This window comes from Micromonospora sp. CNZ296 (assembly GCF_007827635.1).
Map to the genome: position 1 here is coordinate 512,110 of NZ_VISW01000001.1, position 21,478 is coordinate 533,587.

21 protein-coding genes are annotated in these 21,478 nt (G+C 72.3%); 11 read left to right on the top strand and 10 right to left on the bottom strand.

Annotated features, from left to right (window positions below; translation table 11 throughout):
• Positions 1 to 27: 27 nt before the first annotated feature.
• Positions 28 to 606, top strand: a complete 579-nt coding sequence (locus FB455_RS02340; protein ID WP_486481490.1) for a polyadenylate binding domain-containing protein — start codon at positions 28 to 30, stop codon at positions 604 to 606.
• A 169-nt stretch (positions 607 to 775) separates the two neighbouring features.
• On the opposite strand, the gene FB455_RS02345 is transcribed toward FB455_RS02340, so the two are convergent.
• Positions 776 to 1,765: a BadF/BadG/BcrA/BcrD ATPase family protein gene (locus FB455_RS02345; RefSeq protein ID WP_145752018.1), complete on the bottom strand. Its 990-nt coding sequence runs from the start codon at positions 1,763 to 1,765 to the stop codon at positions 776 to 778.
• 157 nt (positions 1,766 to 1,922) lie between these two features.
• Between FB455_RS02345 and FB455_RS02350 the strand changes: the two genes are divergently transcribed.
• The 9 genes from FB455_RS02350 to FB455_RS02390 all read left to right on the top strand — a co-directional run bounded on the left by FB455_RS02350 (position 1,923) and on the right by FB455_RS02390 (position 10,710).
• Positions 1,923 to 2,870 (top strand): MurR/RpiR family transcriptional regulator, encoded by a 948-nt coding sequence (locus tag FB455_RS02350; RefSeq protein WP_013287340.1) that lies wholly within the window; start codon positions 1,923 to 1,925, stop codon positions 2,868 to 2,870.
• On the top strand, positions 2,867 to 3,616 hold the full coding sequence (locus FB455_RS02355) for an SIS domain-containing protein (protein ID WP_013287339.1): 750 nt from the start codon (positions 2,867 to 2,869) through the stop codon (positions 3,614 to 3,616). The genes FB455_RS02350 and FB455_RS02355 overlap by 4 nt, the downstream gene beginning before the upstream one ends.
• Before the next feature lie 23 nt (positions 3,617 to 3,639).
• A complete protein-coding gene (gene ngcE, locus FB455_RS02360) occupies positions 3,640 to 5,052 on the top strand; it encodes an N-acetylglucosamine/diacetylchitobiose ABC transporter substrate-binding protein (protein WP_145752020.1) in 1,413 nt (470 codons plus the stop codon).
• Positions 5,053 to 5,074: 22 nt separating this feature from the next.
• The gene (locus FB455_RS02365) at positions 5,075 to 6,016 is read left to right on the top strand and encodes a carbohydrate ABC transporter permease (protein ID WP_013287337.1); all 942 of its coding nucleotides are present in this window, start codon (positions 5,075 to 5,077) and stop codon (positions 6,014 to 6,016) included.
• A 13-nt stretch (positions 6,017 to 6,029) separates the two neighbouring features.
• Positions 6,030 to 6,986, top strand: coding sequence for a carbohydrate ABC transporter permease (locus FB455_RS02370; RefSeq protein ID WP_013475962.1), 957 nt, complete (start codon positions 6,030 to 6,032; stop codon positions 6,984 to 6,986).
• 133 nt (positions 6,987 to 7,119) lie between these two features.
• The gene (locus FB455_RS02375) at positions 7,120 to 8,793 is read left to right on the top strand and encodes a bifunctional 3'-5' exonuclease/DNA polymerase (protein ID WP_486481491.1); all 1,674 of its coding nucleotides are present in this window, start codon (positions 7,120 to 7,122) and stop codon (positions 8,791 to 8,793) included.
• A gap of 140 nt (positions 8,794 to 8,933) precedes the next feature.
• On the top strand, positions 8,934 to 9,527 hold the full coding sequence (locus FB455_RS02380; protein ID WP_013287334.1) for a nucleotidyltransferase family protein: 594 nt from the start codon (positions 8,934 to 8,936) through the stop codon (positions 9,525 to 9,527).
• 39 nt (positions 9,528 to 9,566) lie between these two features.
• Positions 9,567 to 9,899 (top strand): TfoX/Sxy family protein, encoded by a 333-nt coding sequence (locus FB455_RS02385; protein WP_013287333.1) that lies wholly within the window; start codon positions 9,567 to 9,569, stop codon positions 9,897 to 9,899.
• 94 nt (positions 9,900 to 9,993) lie between these two features.
• On the top strand, positions 9,994 to 10,710 hold the full coding sequence (locus tag FB455_RS02390; protein WP_071098486.1) for a VOC family protein: 717 nt from the start codon (positions 9,994 to 9,996) through the stop codon (positions 10,708 to 10,710).
• Positions 10,711 to 10,746: 36 nt separating this feature from the next.
• On the opposite strand, the gene FB455_RS02395 is transcribed toward FB455_RS02390, so the two are convergent.
• Genes FB455_RS02395 through FB455_RS02430 form a run of 8 tightly spaced genes read right to left on the bottom strand, consistent with a single transcriptional unit; the run spans position 10,747 to position 19,792 of the window.
• Positions 10,747 to 12,390 (bottom strand): DUF4127 family protein, encoded by a 1,644-nt coding sequence (locus tag FB455_RS02395; protein ID WP_013287331.1) that lies wholly within the window; start codon positions 12,388 to 12,390, stop codon positions 10,747 to 10,749.
• Positions 12,387 to 13,100 carry a putative N-acetylmannosamine-6-phosphate 2-epimerase gene (locus FB455_RS02400; protein ID WP_145752022.1) on the bottom strand — a complete coding sequence of 238 codons (714 nt, stop codon included), beginning with the start codon at positions 13,098 to 13,100 and terminating at the stop codon, positions 12,387 to 12,389. The genes FB455_RS02395 and FB455_RS02400 overlap by 4 nt, the downstream gene beginning before the upstream one ends.
• The gene (locus tag FB455_RS02405) at positions 13,097 to 14,017 is read right to left on the bottom strand and encodes an ROK family protein (RefSeq protein WP_013287329.1); all 921 of its coding nucleotides are present in this window, start codon (positions 14,015 to 14,017) and stop codon (positions 13,097 to 13,099) included. The genes FB455_RS02400 and FB455_RS02405 overlap by 4 nt, the downstream gene beginning before the upstream one ends.
• Positions 14,014 to 14,856 (bottom strand): carbohydrate ABC transporter permease, encoded by an 843-nt coding sequence (locus tag FB455_RS02410; RefSeq protein ID WP_013287328.1) that lies wholly within the window; start codon positions 14,854 to 14,856, stop codon positions 14,014 to 14,016. Before FB455_RS02410 ends, FB455_RS02405 begins: the two co-directional genes overlap by 4 nt.
• Entirely contained in the window at positions 14,846 to 15,793 is a 948-nt protein-coding gene (locus FB455_RS02415; protein WP_013287327.1) for a carbohydrate ABC transporter permease, read from the bottom strand. The genes FB455_RS02410 and FB455_RS02415 overlap by 11 nt, the downstream gene beginning before the upstream one ends.
• Before the next feature lie 11 nt (positions 15,794 to 15,804).
• Complete coding sequence (locus FB455_RS02420) at positions 15,805 to 17,088, bottom strand: ABC transporter substrate-binding protein (protein ID WP_013287326.1); 1,284 nt, start codon at positions 17,086 to 17,088, stop codon at positions 15,805 to 15,807.
• A gap of 21 nt (positions 17,089 to 17,109) precedes the next feature.
• Positions 17,110 to 18,705, bottom strand: a complete 1,596-nt coding sequence (locus FB455_RS02425) for an FAD-dependent oxidoreductase (protein WP_030272743.1) — start codon at positions 18,703 to 18,705, stop codon at positions 17,110 to 17,112.
• 40 nt (positions 18,706 to 18,745) lie between these two features.
• Complete coding sequence (locus FB455_RS02430) at positions 18,746 to 19,792, bottom strand: LacI family DNA-binding transcriptional regulator (RefSeq protein ID WP_013287324.1); 1,047 nt, start codon at positions 19,790 to 19,792, stop codon at positions 18,746 to 18,748.
• 376 nt (positions 19,793 to 20,168) lie between these two features.
• Between FB455_RS02430 and FB455_RS02435 the strand changes: the two genes are divergently transcribed.
• Complete coding sequence (locus FB455_RS02435) at positions 20,169 to 20,654, top strand: hypothetical protein (RefSeq protein ID WP_013287323.1); 486 nt, start codon at positions 20,169 to 20,171, stop codon at positions 20,652 to 20,654.
• 1 nt (position 20,655) lies between these two features.
• On the opposite strand, the gene FB455_RS02440 is transcribed toward FB455_RS02435, so the two are convergent.
• Positions 20,656 to 21,465: a metal-dependent hydrolase gene (locus FB455_RS02440; RefSeq protein WP_013287322.1), complete on the bottom strand. Its 810-nt coding sequence runs from the start codon at positions 21,463 to 21,465 to the stop codon at positions 20,656 to 20,658.
• Positions 21,466 to 21,478 lie beyond the last annotated feature (13 nt).

Sequence of the window (21,478 nt, forward strand, 5' to 3'; positions counted from 1 at the left end):
GCACGCTCATCTATCGACAGGAATCTCATGTTCTTCCTCCTCTACACGCTGTTGCTGCTGCTCGGTGGCATCGCGATGATCGCCGTCGGTGTGGCGGTCAAGGAACAGGGGACCGGCTCCCGGATCCTCAACGTGGTGATCGGCCTGGCCTTCTTCGGGTACGGCTTCTATCTGCTGTTCCTCTTCGACGGCGACAGCTACCGGATCTTCTTCTACGTCTTCGTGCTGCCGATCCTGCTGATCGTGCGCGCGGTGAAGGCACGCAAGGAAGCGCGCGAGCAGGCCGCGGCGCAGCAGTTCGCGGGCGGACCGCAGTTCGCGGGCGGCCAGCAGTACCCGGGCGGACCGTCGTTCCCGGGTGGTCAGCAGCACCCGGGCGGGCAGCAGCAGTTCGCGGGCGCGCCGCAGTACCCGGGTGGGCAGCAGCAGCCCGGCATGTACCCGGGGGCGGGGCACGGTCAGCCCGGCCCGGCGTTCCCGCCCGCCCAGGGCCAGCACGCCCCGGGTCAGCCCGCACCGTACGGCGCCGCGCCGCAGGGGCACCCGGGTCAGCCCGCCCCGCAGGGCTGGTACCAGGCTCAGCCGGGTTCGCAGGACCGATACTGATCAGCCGGAGCGCCCCGGCTCACGCCGAGAACTGCCGGAAGCCGCGAGTGGAACGTCATGGGTGTCAAACCGCCGTTTTGACACCCATGGCGTTCCACCCAACAGCGGCCGCCGCAGCGCGGCGGCCAGCGCGGCAGGGCCAGCGCGGCGGGGCGGCCAGCAGGGCGGGTCAGGTGGGCGGGGGCACCAGGCGGGCGTGCAGTGCCGCCGGGTCGGTCACCTCGGGCAGGCCGCGGGCGGCGAGCCAGGCCGCGGCTGCCGCACCGTCCCCGGCGCTGTGCAGCGGTGCGCCGGGCCACCGTTCGCCCAGTTCCGCGCGTACCGCGCCGGCCAGCGGGGTGTCACCGGTGAGCAGCCCGCCGCCGAGCACCACCGGATCGGCCGCGCCCGGCGGGCGGATGCGGGACACGCTCTCCGCCAGCAGCGCCGCGGCCTCGGCGATCAGCGCGGCGGCTGCCGGCTCCCCGTCCCGTGCCGACGACACCACGAGCGGCGCGAGCCGGGCCAGTTCCACAGGCGGCCGCCGGGTCACCGCCTGCACCACGGCTCCGGCCGTCGCCCGCGGCTGAGCGTCCACAGCGGTCGTGCCGGTCAGCTCCGCCAGCACCCGGCGTCCCAGCTCACCGGGGGTCTCCGCGCGGTCCAGGTCGGTCAGCAGCCGCCGGACCGCCTCGCGGCCGAGCCAGAACCCGGAACCCGCGTCGCCGAGCAGCCAGCCGTGGCCGTCGGCGGTGCGGTCCAGCCGCAGGTCGCGTACCTGGGCGGCGATGGCGCCGGTGCCGGCGACGAGCACCGTGCCGTCCGGGGCGGCGGTGCCGGAGGCGTAGGCGACGAGCGCGTCGCCGTGCACGGCGTACGGGCATCGCAGCCCCGCCTCGGCCCACGCGTGGTCGAACGCGTCCCGGCCGCGCGGGTCGGCCAGGAGGCGGCCGGCCCCCGCGAGGCCGATGACGCCGGCGCGTACCCGATGGGGGTCGATGTCGGTGAGCGCCGCGCGCAGGGCGGCGAGCAGCTCGGCGGCGGCCCGCTCGGCGCCGTGGCTGGTGGGGTTGCCGCCGCCGGCCCGGCCGGCGCCCAGACGCGTGCCGTCGAGGCTCAGCGCGGTCGCGCGGGTGGACGTGCCCCCGACATCGAGGCCGAGCACGACGGTGTCCGACATGGTCCTCATGCTGGTCGGCCGCGTCGCCGGGCGCAAGATCGCGCCGGTGCGCCAGGTAACAGTTTGAAAACTTCGCCCACGCCCTTGACACGGAGGGCCCTTCAGTAAGAACTTTTACCACTAACAGTTAACACTCTTTTCCGAAAGGCTTCCGCCGATGGTCGAGCACGAGGTGGAGACTTCCGCGGCGACCGCGGTGGTCGATGCCGGTCCGGCCGACCGGCTGGGCGCCGACGGGGTGCTGGCCAGGGTCCGGGCCGGTACGGGGGAGTTGACCGGGGCGCTGCGCCGGGTCGCCGAGCACGTGCTCAGCGACCCGGAGGCGGCGGCCCGGGCCACCATCGTCGAGCTGGCCGAGCGCAGCGGCACGTCACCGGCGACCATCACCCGGTTCTGCCGGGCGATGGGCTTCGAGGGCTACGCCGACCTGCGGCTCGGCATCGCCGCCGAGACCGGGCGGGCCCGCTCGGCCGGCTGGACCGTCGACATCGGACGGGAGATCCAGCCCGGCGACCCGCTGTCCCGGGTGCTCGACCAGATCATGGCCGCCGACACGCGGGCCATGCACGACACCGCCGCGCTGCTCGACCTGGCCGAGGTGGAACGCGCGGCGGTCGCCATCGCCGGGGCCAGCCGGGTGAACATCTTCGGGGCCAGCGGCAGCGCGCTCGTCGGCGAGGAGATGCAGTTCAGCCTGCACCGCATCGGCGTCGCCGCGTGGGCCTGGAGCGACGTGCACGAGGGACTCGCCAGTGCCGCGCTGCTGGGCGCCGGGGACGTGGCGCTCGGCATCTCGCACACCGGGCAGACCCGGGAGACGATCGAGCTGCTGGCCGAGGCGGGCAGCCGCGGGGCCACCACAGTCGCGCTGACCGGCTTCCCCCGCTCGCCGCTGGCCGAGCTGGCCGACATCGTGCTGGTGACCGCGAGCCAGGCCACCACGTTCCGGCCGGACGCGCTCTCCGCCCGGCACCCGCAGCTCGTCGTGCTCGACCTGCTCTACATCGCGGTGGCGCAGCGCACCCACGACCGCGCCCACGCGGCCTTCCGGCGTACCGCCCAGGCCGTCGACGGGCACAAGGCCGCGAAGGGGGCCCTCTCATGATCAGTGCCCAGCGGTACGCCGACGCGGTCCGCCCGGTGCTCGACCGGCTGGTGGACAGCCAGGCCGTGGCGGTGGATCGCGCGGCCGACCTGATCGCCTCCGGGCTGCGCGCAGGATGCGTGCTCCAGGCGTTCGGCGCCGGCCACTCGGAGGCGTTCGCCGCCGAGCTGGTCGCCCGGGCCGGTGGCCTGGTCCCCGCCAACCGGCTCTCCCTGCACGACCTCGTGCTGCACGGCGACGCGCCCCGCGACGTGCTCGCCGACCCGAAGCTGGAACGCGACCCGGCCGTGGCGCACCAGCTCTACGCCCTGGCGGCGCCGCAGCCGGGGGACGTGTTCGTGGTCGCCTCGCAGTCCGGCATCAACGGCTCGGTGGTCGAGCTGGCGACGCTGGTCAAGCGCGGCGGCCATCCGTTGATCGCTGTCACCTCGGTCGAGCACACCGCCCGGGTAGCTCCTCGGCACCCCTCCGGGCACCGGCTCGCCGACCTCGCCGACGTCGTGCTGGACAACGGCGCGCCGTACGGCGACGCACTGCTGCCGCTCGAGGGCGGCGGCGCGGTCTGTGCGGTCTCGTCGGTCACCGCGGCGCTGCTGGCGCAGCTGCTGACCGCCGAGGTCGTACGACGGTTCCACCAGGCCGGAGAGGTACCCCCTGTCTACCTCTCCGCCAACGTCCCCGGTGGGGACGAGCACAACCTCGCCCTCGAGTCGCGGTACGCCGGGCGTCTCCGGCGGACCGCCTGACCCGACCCACAAGGAGAGACAAGATGTCGGTTTCCCCCGAGAAGTTCGGCGACGTCAGCCGTCGGACCCTGCTGCGGCGCGCCGCGGCGGCCGGTCTGCTGGCCGTACCGGCGGCGGGTCTGCTGAGCGCGTGCGCCGGCAGCGAGCCGAGCAAGTCGGACGGCGGCGGCGCGGCCAAGAGCAAGGACAACCCGTTCGGCGTCAAGGACGGCAGCGCGGTCAAGGTGGTCGTCTTCAACGGTGGCCTGGGTGACCAGTGGGCCAAGGAAGACAAGGTCATCTTCAACGCCAAGCACCCGAACATCACGGTCAACATGTCTTCGACCCAGAAGATCAAGACCGAAGAGCAGCCCAAGATGGCGACGCAGCCGAGCGATCTGGTGATGAACTCGGGCGCCGACATGATGGACCGCAGCACGCTGATCAACGAGGGCGCGATCGAGCCGCTGGACGACCTGCTCACCGCGCCGGCCTGGGACAGCGAGGGGACTGTGGCCGACAGCCTGCTGCCGGGCACGGTCGCCGACGGTACGCAGAACGGCAAGTTCTACGTCGTGAACGTCGCGTACACGGTGTGGGGCAACTGGTACAACGCCGCGCTGTTCAAGAAGGAGGGCTGGACGGCGTCGACCACCTGGGACGAGTTCTTCGCGCTCGCGCCGAAGATCAAGGCCAAGGGCATGGCGCCGTACGTGCACGACGCGGTGCACGGCTACTACCCGCGCTGGGCGCTGTTCGCCAGCATCTGGAAGGCGGTCGGCAAGCAGGCCGTCGTCGACATCGACAACCTGAAGGACGGCGCCTGGAAGGCCGACGGCATCGTCGCGGCGCTGGAGCCGTGGGAGAAGCTGGTCAAGGACAAGCTGCTGCTGCCGGGCAAGCTCGACCACACCCAGTCGCAGCAGGCGTTCCTGGACGGCAAGGCGGCCTTCATCCAGGTCGGCACCTGGCTGAAGAACGAGATGGCCGCGACCATCCCGCCGGGCTTCGAGATGACCATCTCCGACTACTGGAGCAAGAGCGGGGACAAGGCCGCCAAGGACGTCTTCGCCTCCTCCGGCGAGGGCTTCGTGGTGCCGAGCAAGGCGCCGAACAAGGAGGCCGCGAAGGAGTTCCTGCGGGCCATCCTCTCCAAGGCCGGTTCGGCGAAGTTCGCCGAGCTGACCAAGTCGCTGGCCTCCACCAAGGGCTCCGGCGACAACGTCCAGGACACCGCGCTGGCGTCGGCGAACTCGCTGATGAAGAACGGCAGCTCGGACCTGATCTCGGTGAAGTTCCCGGACTTCTACGCCGACCTGGACAAGGAGAGCCAGAACCTCTCCGAGGAGCTGATGGCCGGCCGCCTGACCGCGCAGCAGTTCGTCGACAAGATGCAGGCGGCCGCCGACAAGGTCGCCAAGGACTCGTCGATCAAGAAGCAGACCCGCACCGCCTGATCACCGCGAGGAAGTGAGTCCAATGCGGCACGGAGTCGCGCGTTTCGTCACGGGCTTCCTGGCCCTGCCCGTCGCGCTGTACCTGTTCTACGTGGTGTGGCCGTTCGCCCAGGCGGCGGGTTACTCGCTGACCGACTGGGGCGGGTACTCCGATTCCCAGCGCTTCGTCGGGCTGGACAACTACGTCCGGCTGTTCTCCGACGAGTTGATCCGGAAGGCGTTCTGGCACAACGTGTTCTTCCTGGTCACCGTGCCGCTGTTCACGATCGCGCTGGCCCTGTTCCTCGCGTTCCTGCTCAACGTGGGCGGACGCGAGGACAGGGCCGGCATCCGCGGGGTGTTCGGCTCCGGGCTCTACAAGGTCATCTTCTTCTTCCCGCAGGTGCTGTCGCTGGTGGTCATCGCCGTCATGTGGCAGCAGATCTACCGCACCGACGGGCAGGGCCTGATCAACGGCCTGCTCATCAAGATCGGGCTGGTCGACGCGGACAACCCGATCGCCTTCACCGCCGACCCGGAGCCGTTCCTCGGTGTGCCGGCGGTGCTCTGGTGGCTGCTGTTCATCGCGGTGTGGAGCGGCGCCGGCTTCTACATGGTGCTGTTCTCCGCCGCGATGCAGTCCATCCCGAAGGACATCTACGAGGCCGCGATCCTCGACGGTGCGGGCCGGTTCCACACGTTCTTCCGGGTGACCCTGCCGCTGCTGCGGGACAGCATCTCGGTCGCCTGGGTCTATCTGGGCTTCATCGCGCTGGACATGTACGCGCTGGTCTTCGTCATGACGCCGAGCCAGGGCGGGCCGAACCACGCCAGCGAGATCTTCGCCTCGGTGATCCAGTTCAACGCGTTCCAGAAGGGCCAGTTCGGTTACGCCTGCGCGATCGCCGTCGCGCTGGCCATCTTCACCATCCTGCTGGCCGCGCTCCAGCTGAGGATCACCCGCCGTGAGCGGATCGAGTACTGAGGAGGTCTGGACGATGAGCACTGTGACCCACACCTCCGGCCCGGCCCGGTCCGACACGGCGCCGCCGGACCGGCCGCCGGCGGATCGGCGCGCGAAGGACGTCGGCAACGGCTTCGGCGGCCGGATCTTCAACGGCTTCTCGCACCTGTTCCTCGCGGTCTGGGCGATCATGGTGGTCTACCCGCTGCTGTGGGTGGTGATGTCGGCGCTCAAGACCGACTCCGAGGTGATCCGCGAGCCGCTGTCGCTGATCCCCGACGCCCTGCAGTGGGACAACTTCGCCCGCGCCTGGACCGCCGGGATCGACAGCTTCTTCCTGAACACGCTGCTCGTGCTCGTGTTCAGCGTGACGCTGACGATGCTGCTGGGCTCGATGGCCGCGTACGCCCTGGCGCGCTACGAGTTCCGCGGCAACCGGCTGATCTACTGGATGTTCCTGTCCGGGCTGACGCTGCCGATCTACCTGGCCGCTGTGCCGCTGTTCAAGGGCGTCTACAACACCGGGGTGAGCCTCCCGCTGCTCGGCCCGAACAAGCACCTCATGCTGATCCTGGTCTACGTGGCCTGGTCGCTGTCGTTCACGATCTTCTTCATGCACTCGTTCTTCCGGACGCTGCCCGACTCGATCGCCGAGGCGGCCCAGGTCGACGGGGCCTCGCACACCCGCACGTTCTTCAGCGTGATGCTGCCGATGGCCAAGCCGGGCCTGATCAGCATCGGCATCTTCAACGTGCTCGGCCAGTGGAACCAGTGGTACCTGCCGACGCTGCTCATGCAGTCGGTGTCCGGCGAGCCGAAGAACCAGGTGATCGCCCAGGGTCTGATCGAGCTGTCGGTCAACCAGGGCTACAAGTCCGACTGGAGCGGACTCTTCGCCGGTGTCACCATGGCGATGCTTCCGGTGCTGATCGTGTACATCGTCTTCCAGCGCCAGGTGCAGTCCGGCCTCACCGCCGGCGTCGGCAAATAGCCCTCCGGGGTGTAAGGAAGGGCCCCTTGTTAACGCGCAGCGTTAACAAGGGGCCCTTCCTCTACCGCAGGCGTTAAGAGGGGGCCCTTCCTTACACGCGGAGCGTGTCAGGGGGAGGGGGCAGAATGCGTCCGTGCTGGTGGCGGTGGTGGCGGACGAGCGGGGCGGCGGCGTGCTGCAACCGCTGCACGCCGACGGCACCCCGTCCGGCCCGGCCGAGGAGGTCACCGACCTGGCCGCCGCCGTGGCCGCCCGGGAGGCCGCCGGGCACCCCCGCTGGGTCTGGGCCGCCTGGGCGGGCGTCTACCCGGCGCTGCTGCGCGCCGGGGTGCGGCTCGACCGCTGCCACGACGTCGAGCTGACCGAGGCGCTGCTGCTCGGGCACGCGGGCCGGTGGGGCGAGCCCCGCGCGCTGCCAGCCGCCTGGGCCCGGGTCACCGGAGCGCCGGTCCCGCCGGACCCGGCGCCCCGCCCGCCGGAGCCGCCGGGCCACGCCCAGGCCGCGCTCTTCGAGCCGCCGTCGGGCCCGCCCGGTCCGGGCATCACGGCGTTGACCCGGGTGTACGCCGACCAGCTCGCCCGGATCGCCGCGACTACCCACCCCGGCCGGTTCCGGCTCCTGGTGGCCGCCGAGTCGGCGGGCGCGCTGGTGGCCGCCGAGATGGGCGCGGCCGGGCTGCCCTGGCGCGCCGACGTGCACGACGCCATCCTGGCCGACCTGCTCGGCGAGCCGTCCCCGGTCGGTGGGCCGCCGCGCCGGCTGGCCGAGTTGCAGGCCCGGATCGCTGACGCGTTCGGCGTACGCCAGGTGCACGCCGACTCGCCGGCGGAGCTGTTGCGGGCGTTCGCCCGCGCGGGCGTGGACCTGCCGAACACGCGCGCCTGGGTGCTGCGCGGCGTGGAGCACCCGGCGGCGCCGCTGGTCCTCGAATACAAGGAGCTGTACCGGATCTGGACGGCGCACGGCTGGGCCTGGCGCGACGCCTGGGTCTCCGGCGGCCGGTTCCACCCGGAGTACGTACCGGGCGGCGTGGTCTCCGGCCGGTGGGCGACCCGGGGCGGCGGGGCGTTGCAGATCCCGAAGGTGATCCGGCAGGCAGTGGTGGCGGACCCGGGCTGGACGTTCGTGGTCGCCGACGCGGGTCAGCTCGAACCGCGCGTGCTCGCGGCGGTCTCCGAGGACGAGCGGCTGGCGGCGGCTGGCGGCGCCGGTGACCTGTACGCCGTGCTGGCCCGGGACGCGTTCGCCGGTGACCGGGCGAAGGCCAAGGTCGCCCTGCTCGGGGCGATGTACGGGCAGACCGGCGGGGCGGCCGTGCCGGCCCTGGCGGTGCTGCGGAAGAACTATCCGACCGCGTTCGGCTACGTCGAGGCGGCGGCGCGCACCGGTGAGGCGGGCGGGCTGGTCCGGTCCTGGCTGGGGCGTACCTGCCCGCCCGGGTCGGCGGGGTTCGCCGAGGGGGAGGAGGCGATGCCCGACGGCGGGGCCGATCCGCACAGCCCGTCGGCCCGGGCGGCCCGCTCGCGGGGGCGCTTCACCCGCAACTTCGTCATCCAGGCCACTGCTGCCGAGTGGGCCTCCACGCTGCTGGCCACGTTGCGCACCGAGCTGGCCGGCACGGAGGCGGAGCTGGTCTTCTTCCAGCACGACGAGGTGATGGTGCACTGCCCGGCCGGGCAGGCGGCAACCGTCGCCGAGGCGGTCACCGCCGCCGGCGCGCGGGCCACCCGCCTGCTGTTCGGCGACACCCCGGTCCGGTTCCCGCTCGACCTGTCGACAGTGGACTGCTACGCGGACGCGGCATAGTCACGCAATTTTCCGTTTTGCCCCGCTACCCGCCCCCGGCCGCGCTCGTTGGGCCCGGTGTGCGTACGACGGGACGGACCGGGCGGCTGTGCCCGGTCCGTCCCCTGATCGAGGGGGCACCGCTGAACCGGATCGCTGCAATGATCATCGCCGCCGGTGGCGGCCGCCGCATCGGCGGACCCGAAGCGCTGCTGCACCAGGGCGAGAAGCCGCTGGTCAGCCAGATGATCGACACGATGGCCGAGGCGGGCTGCGCACAGGTCGTGGTCGTCCTGGGCGCGGCGGCCGAGCAGGTGCGGCAGACCACCGACCTGAGCGGCGCCACTGTGGTGGTCAACCGTGCCTGGGGCACCGGGGTGGGCTCCTCGATCCGGGCCGGGCTCGCCGCGCTCACCGACGACGACATCGAGGCGGTCGTCGTGGTGCCTGTGGACATGCCCGGGCTCACCGCGGCGGCGGTCCGCCGGGTGACCGCGCTGCCGTACCCGGACGTGTTGGTCTGCGCCACCTACGACGGGCTGCGCGGCTACCCGATGCTGTTCGGCCGCCGGCACTGGTCCGGCATCGCCACGCTGGCCAGCGCGGACGTGGGGGCGCGGCCGTACCTGCTGGCGCACAAGGACCAGATCGTCGACATCGCCTGCGACGCGGTGGCCGACGGCAGCCGGATCGACAGCCCGGAGCTGATGGCGCTGTACGGCCTGTCCATCCCCGAACAGCGCGTGGGCGCCTGAGGCGCGCCCGCTGTCGGACCCGGATGCCACGATGCCGTCATGGCCTACGACGAGGACCTGGCGAACCGGGTACGGGAAGCCCTCGGGCACGAGCCCGGCATCACCGAGCGGCGCATGTTCGGCGGCCTGGCGATGATGCTGCGCGGCAACATGGCGGTGGTCGTGCGCGGCGCGGGCGGCCTGATGGTCCGGGTCGACCCGGCCGAGGCCGAGCGCGCGCTGGCCGAGCCCGGCGCCGAGGCGACAGTCATGCGGGGCCGGGAGATGCGGGGCTGGGTCACCGTGTCGCCCGATGCCTGCGAGCGCGACCCGGACCTGACCCGCTGGGTCGGCAGGGGCGTCCGCTTCGCGCGCACCCTCCCGGCGAAGTAACGCGACAGCGGGGGAAATCCGGCTGCGCGGCCGGGCCGCCCGGCCTACGCTCCTGACCTGCCGCCGACGACGGCGGCGGATCGGAGACGGGCGGATGGCGGTTCACCTCTACGCGGTCAGCCTCGACGCGGGCGACCCACGGCGGCTCGCGCGGTTCTGGTCCGGGGTGCTCGGCCGGGAGATCCTCGACGACCCGCGCGAAGGCGTGGCGCTGGGCGGCGACGCCCACAGCGACTTCCGCATCCGGTTCCTGCCCAGCACTGCGCCGAAGACAGTGCAGAACCGGATCCACTTCGACCTGACCAGCGCCTCGCCGCAGGCCCAGCGGGACACCGTCGACCGGGCGCTGACGCTGGGCGGGCAGCACATCGACATCGGCCAGGGGCCGGACGACGACCAGGTGGTGCTCGCCGACCCGGAGGGCAACGAGTTCTGCGTCATCGAGGCGGGCAACAACTTCCTCGCCGGCTGCGGCCCGGTCGGCGCTGTCAACTGCGACGGCACCCGGGCGGCAGGCCTCTTCTGGAGCGAGGCGCTGGGCTGGCCGCTGGTCTGGGACCAGGACGAGGAGACAGCGATCCAGTCGCCGCGCGGGGGCGCGAAGGTCACCTGGAGCGGCCCGCCGCTGATGCCCAGCGGCGGGCGGGACCGCGTACACCTGGATCTGGTCGCGGACGGTGACCGGGACGCGGAGGTCGACCGGCTGCTGGCGCTCGGCGCGGCCCGGGTCGGTACGGGAGAACACACCGCTGACGACGTGGTGCTGGCCGACCCGGACGGCACCGAGTTCTGCCTCCTGACGCCCCGCTGAGGCGGGTGCGGCCCCGGGGGACCGCACCCGCACCGATCAGCGCAGTCGCAGGCTCGGCTCCAGCGTGACCTCGAACAGCCGGTCCCACGGCAGCTCGACCCGCACCGCGGTGACCCGGTCCAGCGTCGCGGTGAACGTCCTGCGTCCGCGTACCCCGAGCACCAGCTCGCGCCCGGCGAAGTGGTCGGCGAAGTACCGTTCGGTCAGCGGTACCAGCCGGTCACGTACCCAGCCGTCGAAGTAGCGCTTCTGCTCGGCGGTCAGCGCCAGCGGATCCCAGCCCTGCGCGCGGGCGTGCGCGTACGCCTCGACCTGCACCACGTTCTTCCACGGGTCGTCCTTGACGAACCGGTAGAGCAGGTACTCGGCGTGCGCCTGGGCCGGTCCGCGCAGCTCCGGCACGCCGAAGCCGCTGCCGGACGAGCGCAGGTACGCCCACCGCGCGGTGCCGTGCGCGAGCGCCAGCCCGAGCGCGTTGCCGCCGGTGTTCCATCCCGAGTACGACAGCAGCGCCGGCAGGTCCAGGCGGGCCTCCATCCGGGACACCAGGTCGTGGTCGCCCTTGTTGACGATCAGCGGGTCCACCACGATCACCGGGGTGCCGGCGGCCAGCAGCTCACCGATGCGGCCGACGAAGGCGTCCAGGTCGGCGGCCCGCTGTCCGGCCGCCGCCGAGGGGGTGTTCACCGCGAGGACGATGTCCGCGTCGCCGGTCACCATCCGGCCGCCCACCGAGGTGACGTGCCGGCGGATGTTCTCCGCGAACGGGATGCCCTCCAGCGCTGCGGTCCAGCCCTCGCCGGACACCCCGGCGTACTCCACCCGGTAGGTGGGCGTGGCGCCGGCGGCGACGACCCGCGCGACGAGCAGCGCGTTGACCTCGTCGGCGCCGGGGAAGATCTCCACCCGGTCGCCGACGCCGAGCCGCGCCACGAGCGCCTCCAGCTCGACCCGCTCGGCGCGGGCCAGGCCGACCGGCGCGGTGTCGTCCTCGGAGAGCACCAGGTGGCTGATCGTCCCGTCCGCGACCCACTCCACCATCAGCCGGTTGACCTGGTGGTTGCGTGCCCGCGCGGCCAGGTAGTCCTCGACCACGGCGTCCGGGATGCGCGCCCGCACGGCGTCGAGCTGGCCGCGCAGCGACTCCTGGCCCAGGTTGACCACCTGGTCGTACAGCTTGGCCCACTGGACCAGCAGGTCACGGTAGTTGTCCAGGTCGGTGCCGGTGCTGGTGATGGCGAGCCGCTGGATCGTGTCGTGCACCTCGATCACCGCGTCGGACCGGCGTGCGCGCAGCCGCCGGATCGCCTCCAGGTTGCGCAACGCGTCGGCCAGGGCCGGTGCGGCGGTACGCGAGGCGATCAGCCCTCCGTACGCGAGCATGCTCACCGAGATCACGTACCCGTCGGTGCCGTCGGTGCCGTCGAGCCAGCGGGCGATGCCGGCGCCGTCACCGGGGGTGAAGAAACGGCCCAGCAGGTTCCGCGGCGGCAGCAGCACCTCGGCGTCGGCGCTCGCACCGGTCATCTCCGCGCAGTACGTGTTGACCGGCCGGTCGTCCAGCGGCACCAGCGCCACGCTCGGCCGCCGGCCGGCGGGCCGGGCGAACGCGGGGCCGCCGAGGGCGACTGTGGCCAGGCCGGCCGCGCCGGTGGCCGCAAGAAGGGTTCTTCTCTTCATCGATGCTCCCTTTTCTCCGGCGCGCTCGCCGCCCGGGGGGTGGCCGGAACCAGCCGGCGGGTGATCCACAGCGGTGAGGTGACGGCGTTGCCCATCACCACCGCGTGGGCGCCCGCCTCGAAGGCCCGGCTGATCTGCTCCGTGGTCCGGTAGCGCCCTTCGGCGATCACCGGTACGGGCAGCAGCGCGGCGAGTTGCGCCACGAGCCCGAGGTCGGGCCCGTCGATCGGTGGGCCGGCCGGCGTGTAGCCGGACAGCGTGGTGGCGACCGCGTCCGCGCCGGCCTCGACGGCGGCGACACCCTCGGCCACAGTGGCGACGTCGGCCAGGACCAGCGCGTCGCTCTGCTCGTGCACCGCGCGGACGGTGTCGGCGAAGGTCCGCCCGTCGGGCCGGCGGCGGTCGGTGGCGTCCACCGCGACGACGTGCGACCCGGCCCGCACCGCCTCCAGCGCGTGCCCGGCGGTCGGGGTGATGAACACGCCCTGCGTGCCGTGCTTGTACAACCCGATCACCGGCACGTCGACGGCGGCGCGTACCGCCCGCACGTCGTCGGGACCGTTGACCCGGACCGCCACCGCGCCGCCGCGCACCACGGCGGCCGCCACGCGGGCCTGGACGTACGGGTCGCGCATCGGGTCGTCCGGGTCGTCGGGCAGGGGCTGACAGGACACGACCAGCCCGCCGGCCAGTTCGTCCAGGACACTCACGTGCTTGTTCCTCCGTCGTGGTGGATCGGTGCGGTGGCGAGCCGGGCGGCGCCGACCACCACCGCGTCGGCGCCCAGCGCCGCGGAAAGCAGCGGCACGTGCGCCCAGCCGCCTGGTAGCTCCGCCCGGTAGGCGGCCGTCGCGGCGGGAAGCACTGTGGCGGCGGCGCCGCCCGCGACCACCACCGCGTCCGGGTCGAGCAGGGCGACGAGCCCGGCCAGGGCCGCGCCGAGCGCGGCGCCGGCCCGGTCGACGACCTGCCGGGCTGTCGCGTCACCGGCCGCCGCGCGCCGCGCCACCTCCCGGCCGGTGACCGGGTCACCGCCGGCGAGCGCGTACGCGGCGGCCAGGCCGGTGCCGGAGGCGATCGCCTCCAGGTGCCCGTACCGGCCGCAGCCGCAGCGCAGCCGCTGTGCGCCCGGTGCCGGCAGGTGCCCGAGCTGGCCGGCCGCGCCCCGGGCGCCGCCCTCGACCCGCCCGTCGTTGACGATCGCGCCGCCCAGGCCGGTGCCGACGGCGGCCAGCAGCACGTGCCCCCGGCCCTGTCCGGCGCCGGCCCAGCACTCGCCGAGCGCCGCCGCGGCGACGTCGTTGGTGACGCGCACCGGCCGGCCCAGCCGCGCGGCCAGCTCGTCCGCGACCGGGGTGCCGGCCCATCCGGGCAGGCTGTCGGTCGCGTACCGGATGACGCCGGTCGCCGGGTCCACGGTGCCCGCGGTGCCCACCCCGACCGGCCCGGGGCCGGCGGCGGCGAGCAGGTCCGCGGCCAGGCCGGCGGCGGTGTCCAGCACCGCGGCCGGCCCGCCGCGCGCGGGGGTGGGCGCCTCGCGGCGGCCGAGCACCCGCGCACCGGGACCGACCAGGGCGGCGGCGGTCTTGGTGCCGCCGATGTCGATCCCGACGACCGGACCGGTCATCCCTTCAGACCGGTGTGCGCGAGGCCCTCGACGAACTGCTTCTGCGCGATGACGAACACCGCCAGCACCGGCAGCGCGGTCATCGACGCCGCCGCGAGCTGGACGTCCCACATCGGACCGCCGTACGCGTCGACGAACTGGGTGAGCGCCTGCGGCAGGGTGAACTTGTCCGGCGAGGAGAGGAACACGATCGGTTCCAGGTACAGGTTCCAGCTGTGCAGGAACGTGAAGATGGCCACCGCGCCGAGCGCGGGCCGGGACAGCGGCAGCGCGATCTTCCAGAACGTGGCGAAGCGTCCCAGCCCGTCGACCCGCGCCGCCTCCTCCAGCTCACCGGGGAGGCTGATGAAGAACTGCCGCATGATGAACGTCGCCAGCACGCTCGGTGCCCCGAAGATCGGCACGAGGATCAGCGGCCAGTGGGTGTCGATCAGGTCGAGCTTGAAGAACATCTGGAACAGCGGCACGATCGTCACCTCGCTCGGGATGAGCAGGCCCGCGAGGACGACCAGGAACAGCACGTTCTGTCCCCGGAACCGGATCCGCGCGAACGCGTACCCGGCCAGCGACGCCACGGCCAGCGTGCCGACGGTGACCAGCAGCGCGATGTAGAGGCTGTTCAGGTACTGCTGCCCGAACGGCTGCAGTTCGAACACCCGCTGGTACGCGTCCAGCCGCGGGTCGGTCGGCAGCAGCTGCGGCGGGAAGGAGAAGATGTCCGCCACCGGCTTCAGCGACGAGGTGACCATCCACCAGGTGGGGAACACGAACGGGACGGCCAGGACCATCAGCACCCCGTAGAGCACCAGCTTGGTCCGCCGGGACAGGTCACGATTCATGGAAGACCCACCTCTTGCGCATCTGCCACTGCAGCACTGTCAGCGCGAGCACGATGACGAACAGCAGGATCGACAGCGTGGCGCCGTAGCCGAAGTGATGGAACTGGAAGGCCTGCTGGTAGAGGTAGTAGACGAGCACAGTGGTCGAGGTGCCGGGCCCACCCTGGGTGAGCACCGCGATCTGCGCGAAGACCTGCAGCGAGCCGACCACCGTGATGATCGACGTGAGCATGATCGTGGGGCTGATCAGCGGCACGGTGATGCGCCAGAACTGGCGCATCCGGCTCGCGCCGTCGACCTCGGCGGCCTCGTACAGCTCGGCCGGCACGCCCTGCAGGGCGGCCAGGAACAGCACCATGTTCAGGCCGACGTTCTTGAACACCTGCACGACGATCACCGACAGCATCGCCGTGCCCTCGCCGCGCAGCCAGTTGGGGCCGTCGACGCCGATGGTGTCGAGCAGGCCGTTGATGCCGCCGTTGTCCTGCAGCAGGAAGCCCCAGACGATGGTCCACGCGACCAGCGAGACCACCACGGGGGAGAAGAACAGGGTGCGGAACACGATGGTCCCGCGCAGCTTCTGGTTGAGCAGGACGGCCAGCAGCAACGCCAGGCCGAGGTTGAACACGACCAGGCCGACCGAGAACAGGCCGGTCGACCGCAGCACCGGGCCCAGGTTGGGGTCGTCGGCCAGCGCGGCGTAGTTGTCGGTGCCGATGTAGTCGAAGCTGCCGGCCAGCACGTTCCACTCGTGCAGGCTGTACCAGACCACGAGGACCAGCGGCAGGATCACGAAGACCACGCTGCCGAGCAGCTGCGGGGTGATGAACAGGTATCCGGTGAGCTGGTCCCGGCGGCGGGTGGTCCAGAACGGCCGGGCCCGGCCCGGGGCGGGCCCGGCAGCAGCCGGGCCCACCCTGGTGTCCGTCTGGGTCATGATCCTCGGCCCTACTTCGCCAGCAGCGGCTGGATCTTGGAGCAGACGCCGTCGAGTACGCCCTTGACGTCCGCGTCCGCCTTCCACAGCGGGTCGAGCGCGGCGCGCACCTGCTGGCTCAGCTCGGCCTGCCCGGAGTGGCTGGGCTTGACAGTGCCGTTGGTGATGCCGTCGATGACGACCTTCTGCAGCTGTTCCGGCTTGAGCTTCGGGTTCGTCTTGGCCAGCGTCTCGGCGGTCAGCTGGGACTGCCGCGGCGGCGGGAAGAACTGGGCCAGCTTCGCCGAGTTGGCGGGGTTGGTGAAGAAGGCCAGGAAGTCGGCGGCCTGCTCGGCGTGCGGGCTCTTCTTCATCACGCCGATGCCGGCCTGGCCGACCACCGCGTACGGGCCCTTCGGGCCGGCCGGCAGCGGGACCAGGTCCCAGTCGAAGCCGTTCTCCTTCAGCAGCGAGGCGCGGGAGATCTGGGTGACGGTCATGGCGGCGTCACCGGCGAAGAAGTCGGCGGTCGTGCCCGGACCGGGCAGCGCCTTGCCGGTGAAGATCGCCTTGTGCAGCGTGGTCATCGCCTCGACCATCTCCGGGCTGTTGAACCCGCAGCTGCGGCCGTCCTCGCTCCACGCCTGGGCGCCCCAGCCGGTCCAGAACGTGGCCAGGTTGTCCCAGCCCTTGTAGTCGAAGTCGCGGACCACGAGCCCGGCCTTGCCCGACTTCGCCGCTGTGGCGCCGGCCGCGGCGAGCGCGGTGTCCCAGTTCCACTGCCCGGCCGCGATCAGCTCGGCCGGGGTCTTCTGCCCGGCCTTCTTGAGCATGTCGTTGTTGACGAACACGCCGAACGGCGAGGTCGAGAACGGGTACGCGAAGAGCTTCCCGTCGTTTCGCCAGAGCTTCAGCGTGGCGGGGGAGAGGTCGTCGTACTGGTAGCCGTCGGCCTTCTTCAGCGTGTCGTCGAGCGGGCGCAGCGCGCCGGAGGCGACGAAGTCCGGCGCCGAGTTCTCGAAGATCCACGCGAGGTCCGGCGCGTTGCCGCCGGCGATCTGCGTGGTCAGCGTCGTGGTGTAGTTCTCGAACGGCAGCGGGTCGAACTTGATCTCCGCGACGTCCGGGTTGTTCTTGCGGTACTCGTCGGCGATCTCGTTGAACAGCTTGAGGTGCGCCTCGTTCGCCGACCAGACGGTCATCCGCAGGCTCGCCGGACCGTCGTCCTTGGCGTCGCCGCCACCGCCGCAGGCGGTCAGGGCGAGCACACCGGTCATGGTCGCCGCGACCAGGCCGGACAGTCTTCCGTATCTCACTTTCTTCTCCTCACCGGGGGTTCAGTAGCCCGCGATCTGCGGCCAGCGGCATTCCACGCCGGCGGCCGAGATGCGGTCCGTGAATTCGGCCAGCAGGCGGGGGGTGCCGCGGACCGCGCGCGGGGACTCGCCCCGCGCAAGGCAGAAGTCGGCCAGCAGGCCGGCGACCTCACCGACGTTCCACTCGACCGGGTGCAGTCGGTAGCTGCCGTTGGTGACGTGCGTGGTGCCGATGTTCTTGCCGGCCGGCAGCAGGTTCTCCATCCGCTGCGGGATGAGCGCGCCGAGCGGGATCTCGAACGGGCAGGAGCCGACGTCGATGTAGTTGTCGCCGCCGGTCGACGGGTGCAGGTCGATGCGGTACATGCCGACGCCGACCGAGTCGGGGTAGCTCACCGCGCCGTGCTCGCCGCGTACCGCGAGGGAGAGGTCCTGCTCGACCACCGTGTACTCGGCGCGGATGCGGCGCGACTCCCGGATGTAGGGCGCCTGCGCCAGCCCGTCGGGGCTGCCGGTCACGTCGCCGCGCAGCCGCAGCCCCGGGTAGCCGGTGCCGCCGTCGGGGCGGGGCGCCTCGGTCTGCAGCCAGTACAGGACGGAGTACGACAGCTCGCGCGCCTGGGACAGGTGCCAGGACGCGTTCGGCACGTCGATGACCGGGCCCTCGAAGTAGTCGATCATCGGCCAGTTGACGAGCGTGATGTCGCTGCCGTACGCGCCGTCGACGAAGTTGCGCCGCGCCGCGATGCGCCGGAACGTCCACAGGTTGCCGTCGCCCGGGTTGAGCCGCTGGTCGGCGTTGACGCCCAGCGGGTCGTCGTCCGGGTTCGGCGTGAAGCTGCGCTCCACGATCTCCAGCGTGCGCGGGTGCGGCGACCGCCAGGACAGCAGCCGGTCGCCCCAGAAGTCCGGCTTGTAGTCGCGCCAGAAGTCGTAACCGGCGGGACGGTCGATGGTGTGGTCGCCGTCGACGTGGTCCAGCGCGAAGCAGACGGACACCGCCTGCATGTTCAGCGGCTGCGCCTCGGCGGGCGCGCTCGGCTCACCGGTCTGCGCCTGCGACTCGAACCCGGTCACGTACTCGGTGCCGGTCAGCGGCAGCAGCTCACCGGTCTCGGTGGCGTCCAGGACGTACGGCGCCTCCACCTCGATCCGCTCGTCGCGGTCCCGGTGGGCGAGCGTCACGCCGGTGACCCGGTCGCCGTCTGTCTCGGCCGCGACCGGCCGGTACGGCTGCAGCACCGTCAGCCGCCCGGACCCCCGGTACGGCGCGAGCATCTGCTCCAGGACGGCGACCGCGACGCGGGGCTCGTGGCAGAGCCGGCTCACCCAGCCGGCGCCCGGGTTCAGGTCGGTCCACGCCCGGGACCGCTCGGTCAGCGGGTAGTGGCGGCGGTAGTAGTCGCGGATGCCGTCGCGCAGCTCCCGGTAGCTCGCGGTGGCGCCGAACTGCTCGATCCAGGAGTGCTCGTCCGGCGGGACCGCCTGGCTGGTGAGCTGCCCGCCGAGCCAGTCGAACTCCTCGGTCAGGATGACGGACCGGCCGGCACGGGCCGCGGCCAGCGCCGCGGCGACACCGCCCAGTCCGCCCCCGACGACGAGGACGTCCGCACGCATTAGTACCACTTGCTTCCTTCCAGTTGCGCGGCCGGGCGTGTCAGCGCCGGTCGGCCGCCGATCCAGGGACGCCGAGGGTGTCGCCCTCGACGAGTTCGCAGGGCAGGAGCCGTTGCTGGAGGCCGCCGGCGCTGCCGTCGATGACGCCGGTCAGCACCTCGACGGCCTGGCGGCCCATCTCCTCGCGCGGGATGCGGAACCCGGTGAACGTGATGTCGGTGGGCACCGGGACGGTCGGGTCGCCGAGTGTCACGACGGACAGGCCACCGGGCACCGTCAGTCCCTTGCGGCGGGCGGCCGACTCCAGCGCGACAGCGGTGGCGAAGTCCTCCACGAAGGCGACGGTGCTGCCGTCGGCCCGCAGGTCGTCCACTGTGGCGTCGGCGGTCTCCGCCGTCGCGGTGATCTGGCGGGCGCTCTCCGCGCCGGCCGCGCCGGCGTGGAAACCGCTGCGCCGGTCGTGCGAGGACTCGGCCGCGGTGCCCATGCCCACGTACGTCAGGCGCCGGTGCCCCAGGTCCAGCGCCCGCTCCGCCAGCCGGTGGACCGCGCTGGCGTAGTCGGCGCCGACGTAGGGCACCGGCCCGCCGGCGTCGTCGCGGCGCCCGACGGCGACGTAGGGGAACCCGTCGCGGTTGAGCCGGAGCAGCTCCGCGCCGTCGATCTCCCGGCCGAGCAGGATGCATCCGTCGGCCAGCCGCAGCCGGTTGTCCTGGTGGAAGATGCGCCGCCGGCCGTCCACCACCGGGGCGCTGGTGAACAGCAGCAGGTCGCAGCCGACCCGTTCGGCGTACTCCTCGATGCCGAGCAGGAACGGGTGGAAGAAGTCCCGGCTGCCGCTGGGGAAGGCCGGCTCGTAGGTGAAGACGCCGATGATCCGGTTGAACCCGGAGGCGAGGCGGCGGGCGGCCGGGTCGGCGGCGTACCCCGTCTCGGCGATGACCTGCAACACCCGGTCCCGTGTCTCCGGCGCGATCCGGACGTCGGCGTCGGTGCGGTTGTTGAGCACCAGCGACACGGTCGCCTGGCTGACGCCGGCCATTCGCGCGATGTCACGCTGGGTGACACGCCTGGGGGGAGGGGTCACGTCGGTCCTTCCACTTCCGCTAATGCGTATTAGCGATCGGGTCGGGATGGAGCCTCTCTGCTGTCCCGGCGTCCTGTCAAGGGGTGGCCGGAAGATTTCCGTTCGATGAACTCCCTGGAGTAATGCGCATTAGTAGCCGCGCTCGACTCTCTCTGGCAGCTGTTCGGGCGGGGATCTTGACAAGGGCCGACCGGGCGAGCGACAGTAGGCGAACCTCGGCACTAATGCGCATTAGCGTGTCGTCGATCGTCCGCCCGGGTGATCGACGATGCCTGCTTCCCTACCCAGAGTGATGCTGGGTGGCCCCTTCCTGCTGCCACCCCGGGCGCTACCGTTCCCATGGGACGGGCGCCGTCCGCACGGGGGAGGGGACAACGTGGGCACCACTGTCGCTCGTCATCTCGCCGGAGCCACGGCGGCCTGGCTCGTCGTCGTCGCGGAGGCGGTCGCCGGTTACCTCGGTCTGCTGGCGTACGCGCTGGTCACCGGCGCCGACCCGGGTGGCCCGCTGGCCGGGCCGCTGCTGGTGCTGATCGCGGCGCTGCTCGGCGTGGCCGCGCTGCCGCTGCTGTTCGCGCCGGCCGTCGCGCTCGGTGAGGCGGCGGGCAGGCGGCGGACCGGTCCGGCGCTCGCGTTCGCCGGGCTCGTCGCGGTCGTGCTGGCCGCTGGGTACGCAGCCGCGGTGGCGGTCGCCACGGACGTGCCCGGCGCCCGGGTGCCGCTGGTGGCCGGGATCGCCGCGCTGCTGGTCCTCCCGCCGACGGCGGCGTACGCGCTCACCGCCCGCGGCGTGGGCTGGACCGCCTGCCTGATCCGGCGCCGGACGGCCACCGCCCGCCCGGTACGCGCCGAGGCGGGCTGACCTACACCTGGATGTCGAAGCGCTGCAGCACCGACGGGGCGACCAGCCCCACCGCGGCCAGCACGGCCAGGATCGTCATCGCGGTGCGCAGCACCACCGTCTCGGCCTTGCTGCCGGTACGCAGGGCGATCTTGTTGGGCAGGCCGATCATCGTCCACATCCGGCGTTTGATCGGGATGGGCCACAGGATCGGCACCCCGGCCCGGGTGATCATGTCGCCGAGGATGTGCACGAAACAGCCCACGCCGACGGCGAGCCCGATCATCGGATAGCCCCGGTCGCCGGGCAGGTTGGCGAACGTGAACCAGGCCGCGGCGGCGGACACCAGCGTGACCACCACCCAGCCGGCGCGCTCGGCCCACTGGTCGAACAGCCCGCGCAGCGCCAGGCCGATCATGAAGAAGAGGATGCCGACCACCGCCCACTTGCCGTAGTGGGCGCAGAGCGCGGTGGTGCCCCAGCCGACGAGCACGGTGAACGGGATGGTGTGGGTCAGCGTGCGGTGCCCGTTGTTGCGGCGGGGATCCTTGCTGAGCTTGGTGGCGTAGTAGACGCCGAGCGAGATCTTCTCCATCACCTCGGCGACGAAGAGGCTGACCACACCGAACGTGCGGGCCACGGTGGCGCCGCCCTGGTTGCGGGTGACCTTCCCGGACAGGTCGAGGTCGGGGAAGAGCGCCCCACCGGCGCAGACCGCGGTGCCCACCGCCAGGGCCAGCGGTGTCTGGTGGTAGTCCGCGAACTGGGCCATCGCCCAGGAGCCGGTCAGCCACGCCGCCGCGCCCGAGAGCGCGTGGGACGGTCCCATCATCTCGGCTCGCCCT

Coding starts and splice junctions, on each gene's coding strand:
- FB455_RS02340 (WP_486481490.1), top strand. CDS start 28: ATGTTCTTCCTCCTCTACACGCTGTTGCTGCTGCTCGGTGGCATCGCG.
- FB455_RS02390 (WP_071098486.1), top strand. CDS start 9,994: ATGGCGGTTCACCTCTACGCGGTCAGCCTCGACGCGGGCGACCCACGG.
- FB455_RS02425 (WP_030272743.1), bottom strand. CDS start 18,705: ATGCGTGCGGACGTCCTCGTCGTCGGGGGCGGACTGGGCGGTGTCGCC.
- FB455_RS02410 (WP_013287328.1), bottom strand. CDS start 14,856: ATGAATCGTGACCTGTCCCGGCGGACCAAGCTGGTGCTCTACGGGGTG.
- FB455_RS02355 (WP_013287339.1), top strand. CDS start 2,867: ATGATCAGTGCCCAGCGGTACGCCGACGCGGTCCGCCCGGTGCTCGAC.
- ngcE (WP_145752020.1), top strand. CDS start 3,640: ATGTCGGTTTCCCCCGAGAAGTTCGGCGACGTCAGCCGTCGGACCCTG.
- FB455_RS02370 (WP_013475962.1), top strand. CDS start 6,030: ATGAGCACTGTGACCCACACCTCCGGCCCGGCCCGGTCCGACACGGCG.
- FB455_RS02345 (WP_145752018.1), bottom strand. CDS start 1,765: ATGTCGGACACCGTCGTGCTCGGCCTCGATGTCGGGGGCACGTCCACC.
- FB455_RS02365 (WP_013287337.1), top strand. CDS start 5,075: ATGCGGCACGGAGTCGCGCGTTTCGTCACGGGCTTCCTGGCCCTGCCC.
- FB455_RS02385 (WP_013287333.1), top strand. CDS start 9,567: ATGGCCTACGACGAGGACCTGGCGAACCGGGTACGGGAAGCCCTCGGG.
- FB455_RS02415 (WP_013287327.1), bottom strand. CDS start 15,793: ATGACCCAGACGGACACCAGGGTGGGCCCGGCTGCTGCCGGGCCCGCC.
- FB455_RS02380 (WP_013287334.1), top strand. CDS start 8,934: ATGATCATCGCCGCCGGTGGCGGCCGCCGCATCGGCGGACCCGAAGCG.
- FB455_RS02405 (WP_013287329.1), bottom strand. CDS start 14,017: ATGACCGGTCCGGTCGTCGGGATCGACATCGGCGGCACCAAGACCGCC.
- FB455_RS02350 (WP_013287340.1), top strand. CDS start 1,923: ATGGTCGAGCACGAGGTGGAGACTTCCGCGGCGACCGCGGTGGTCGAT.
- FB455_RS02395 (WP_013287331.1), bottom strand. CDS start 12,390: ATGAAGAGAAGAACCCTTCTTGCGGCCACCGGCGCGGCCGGCCTGGCC.
- FB455_RS02440 (WP_013287322.1), bottom strand. CDS start 21,465: ATGATGGGACCGTCCCACGCGCTCTCGGGCGCGGCGGCGTGGCTGACC.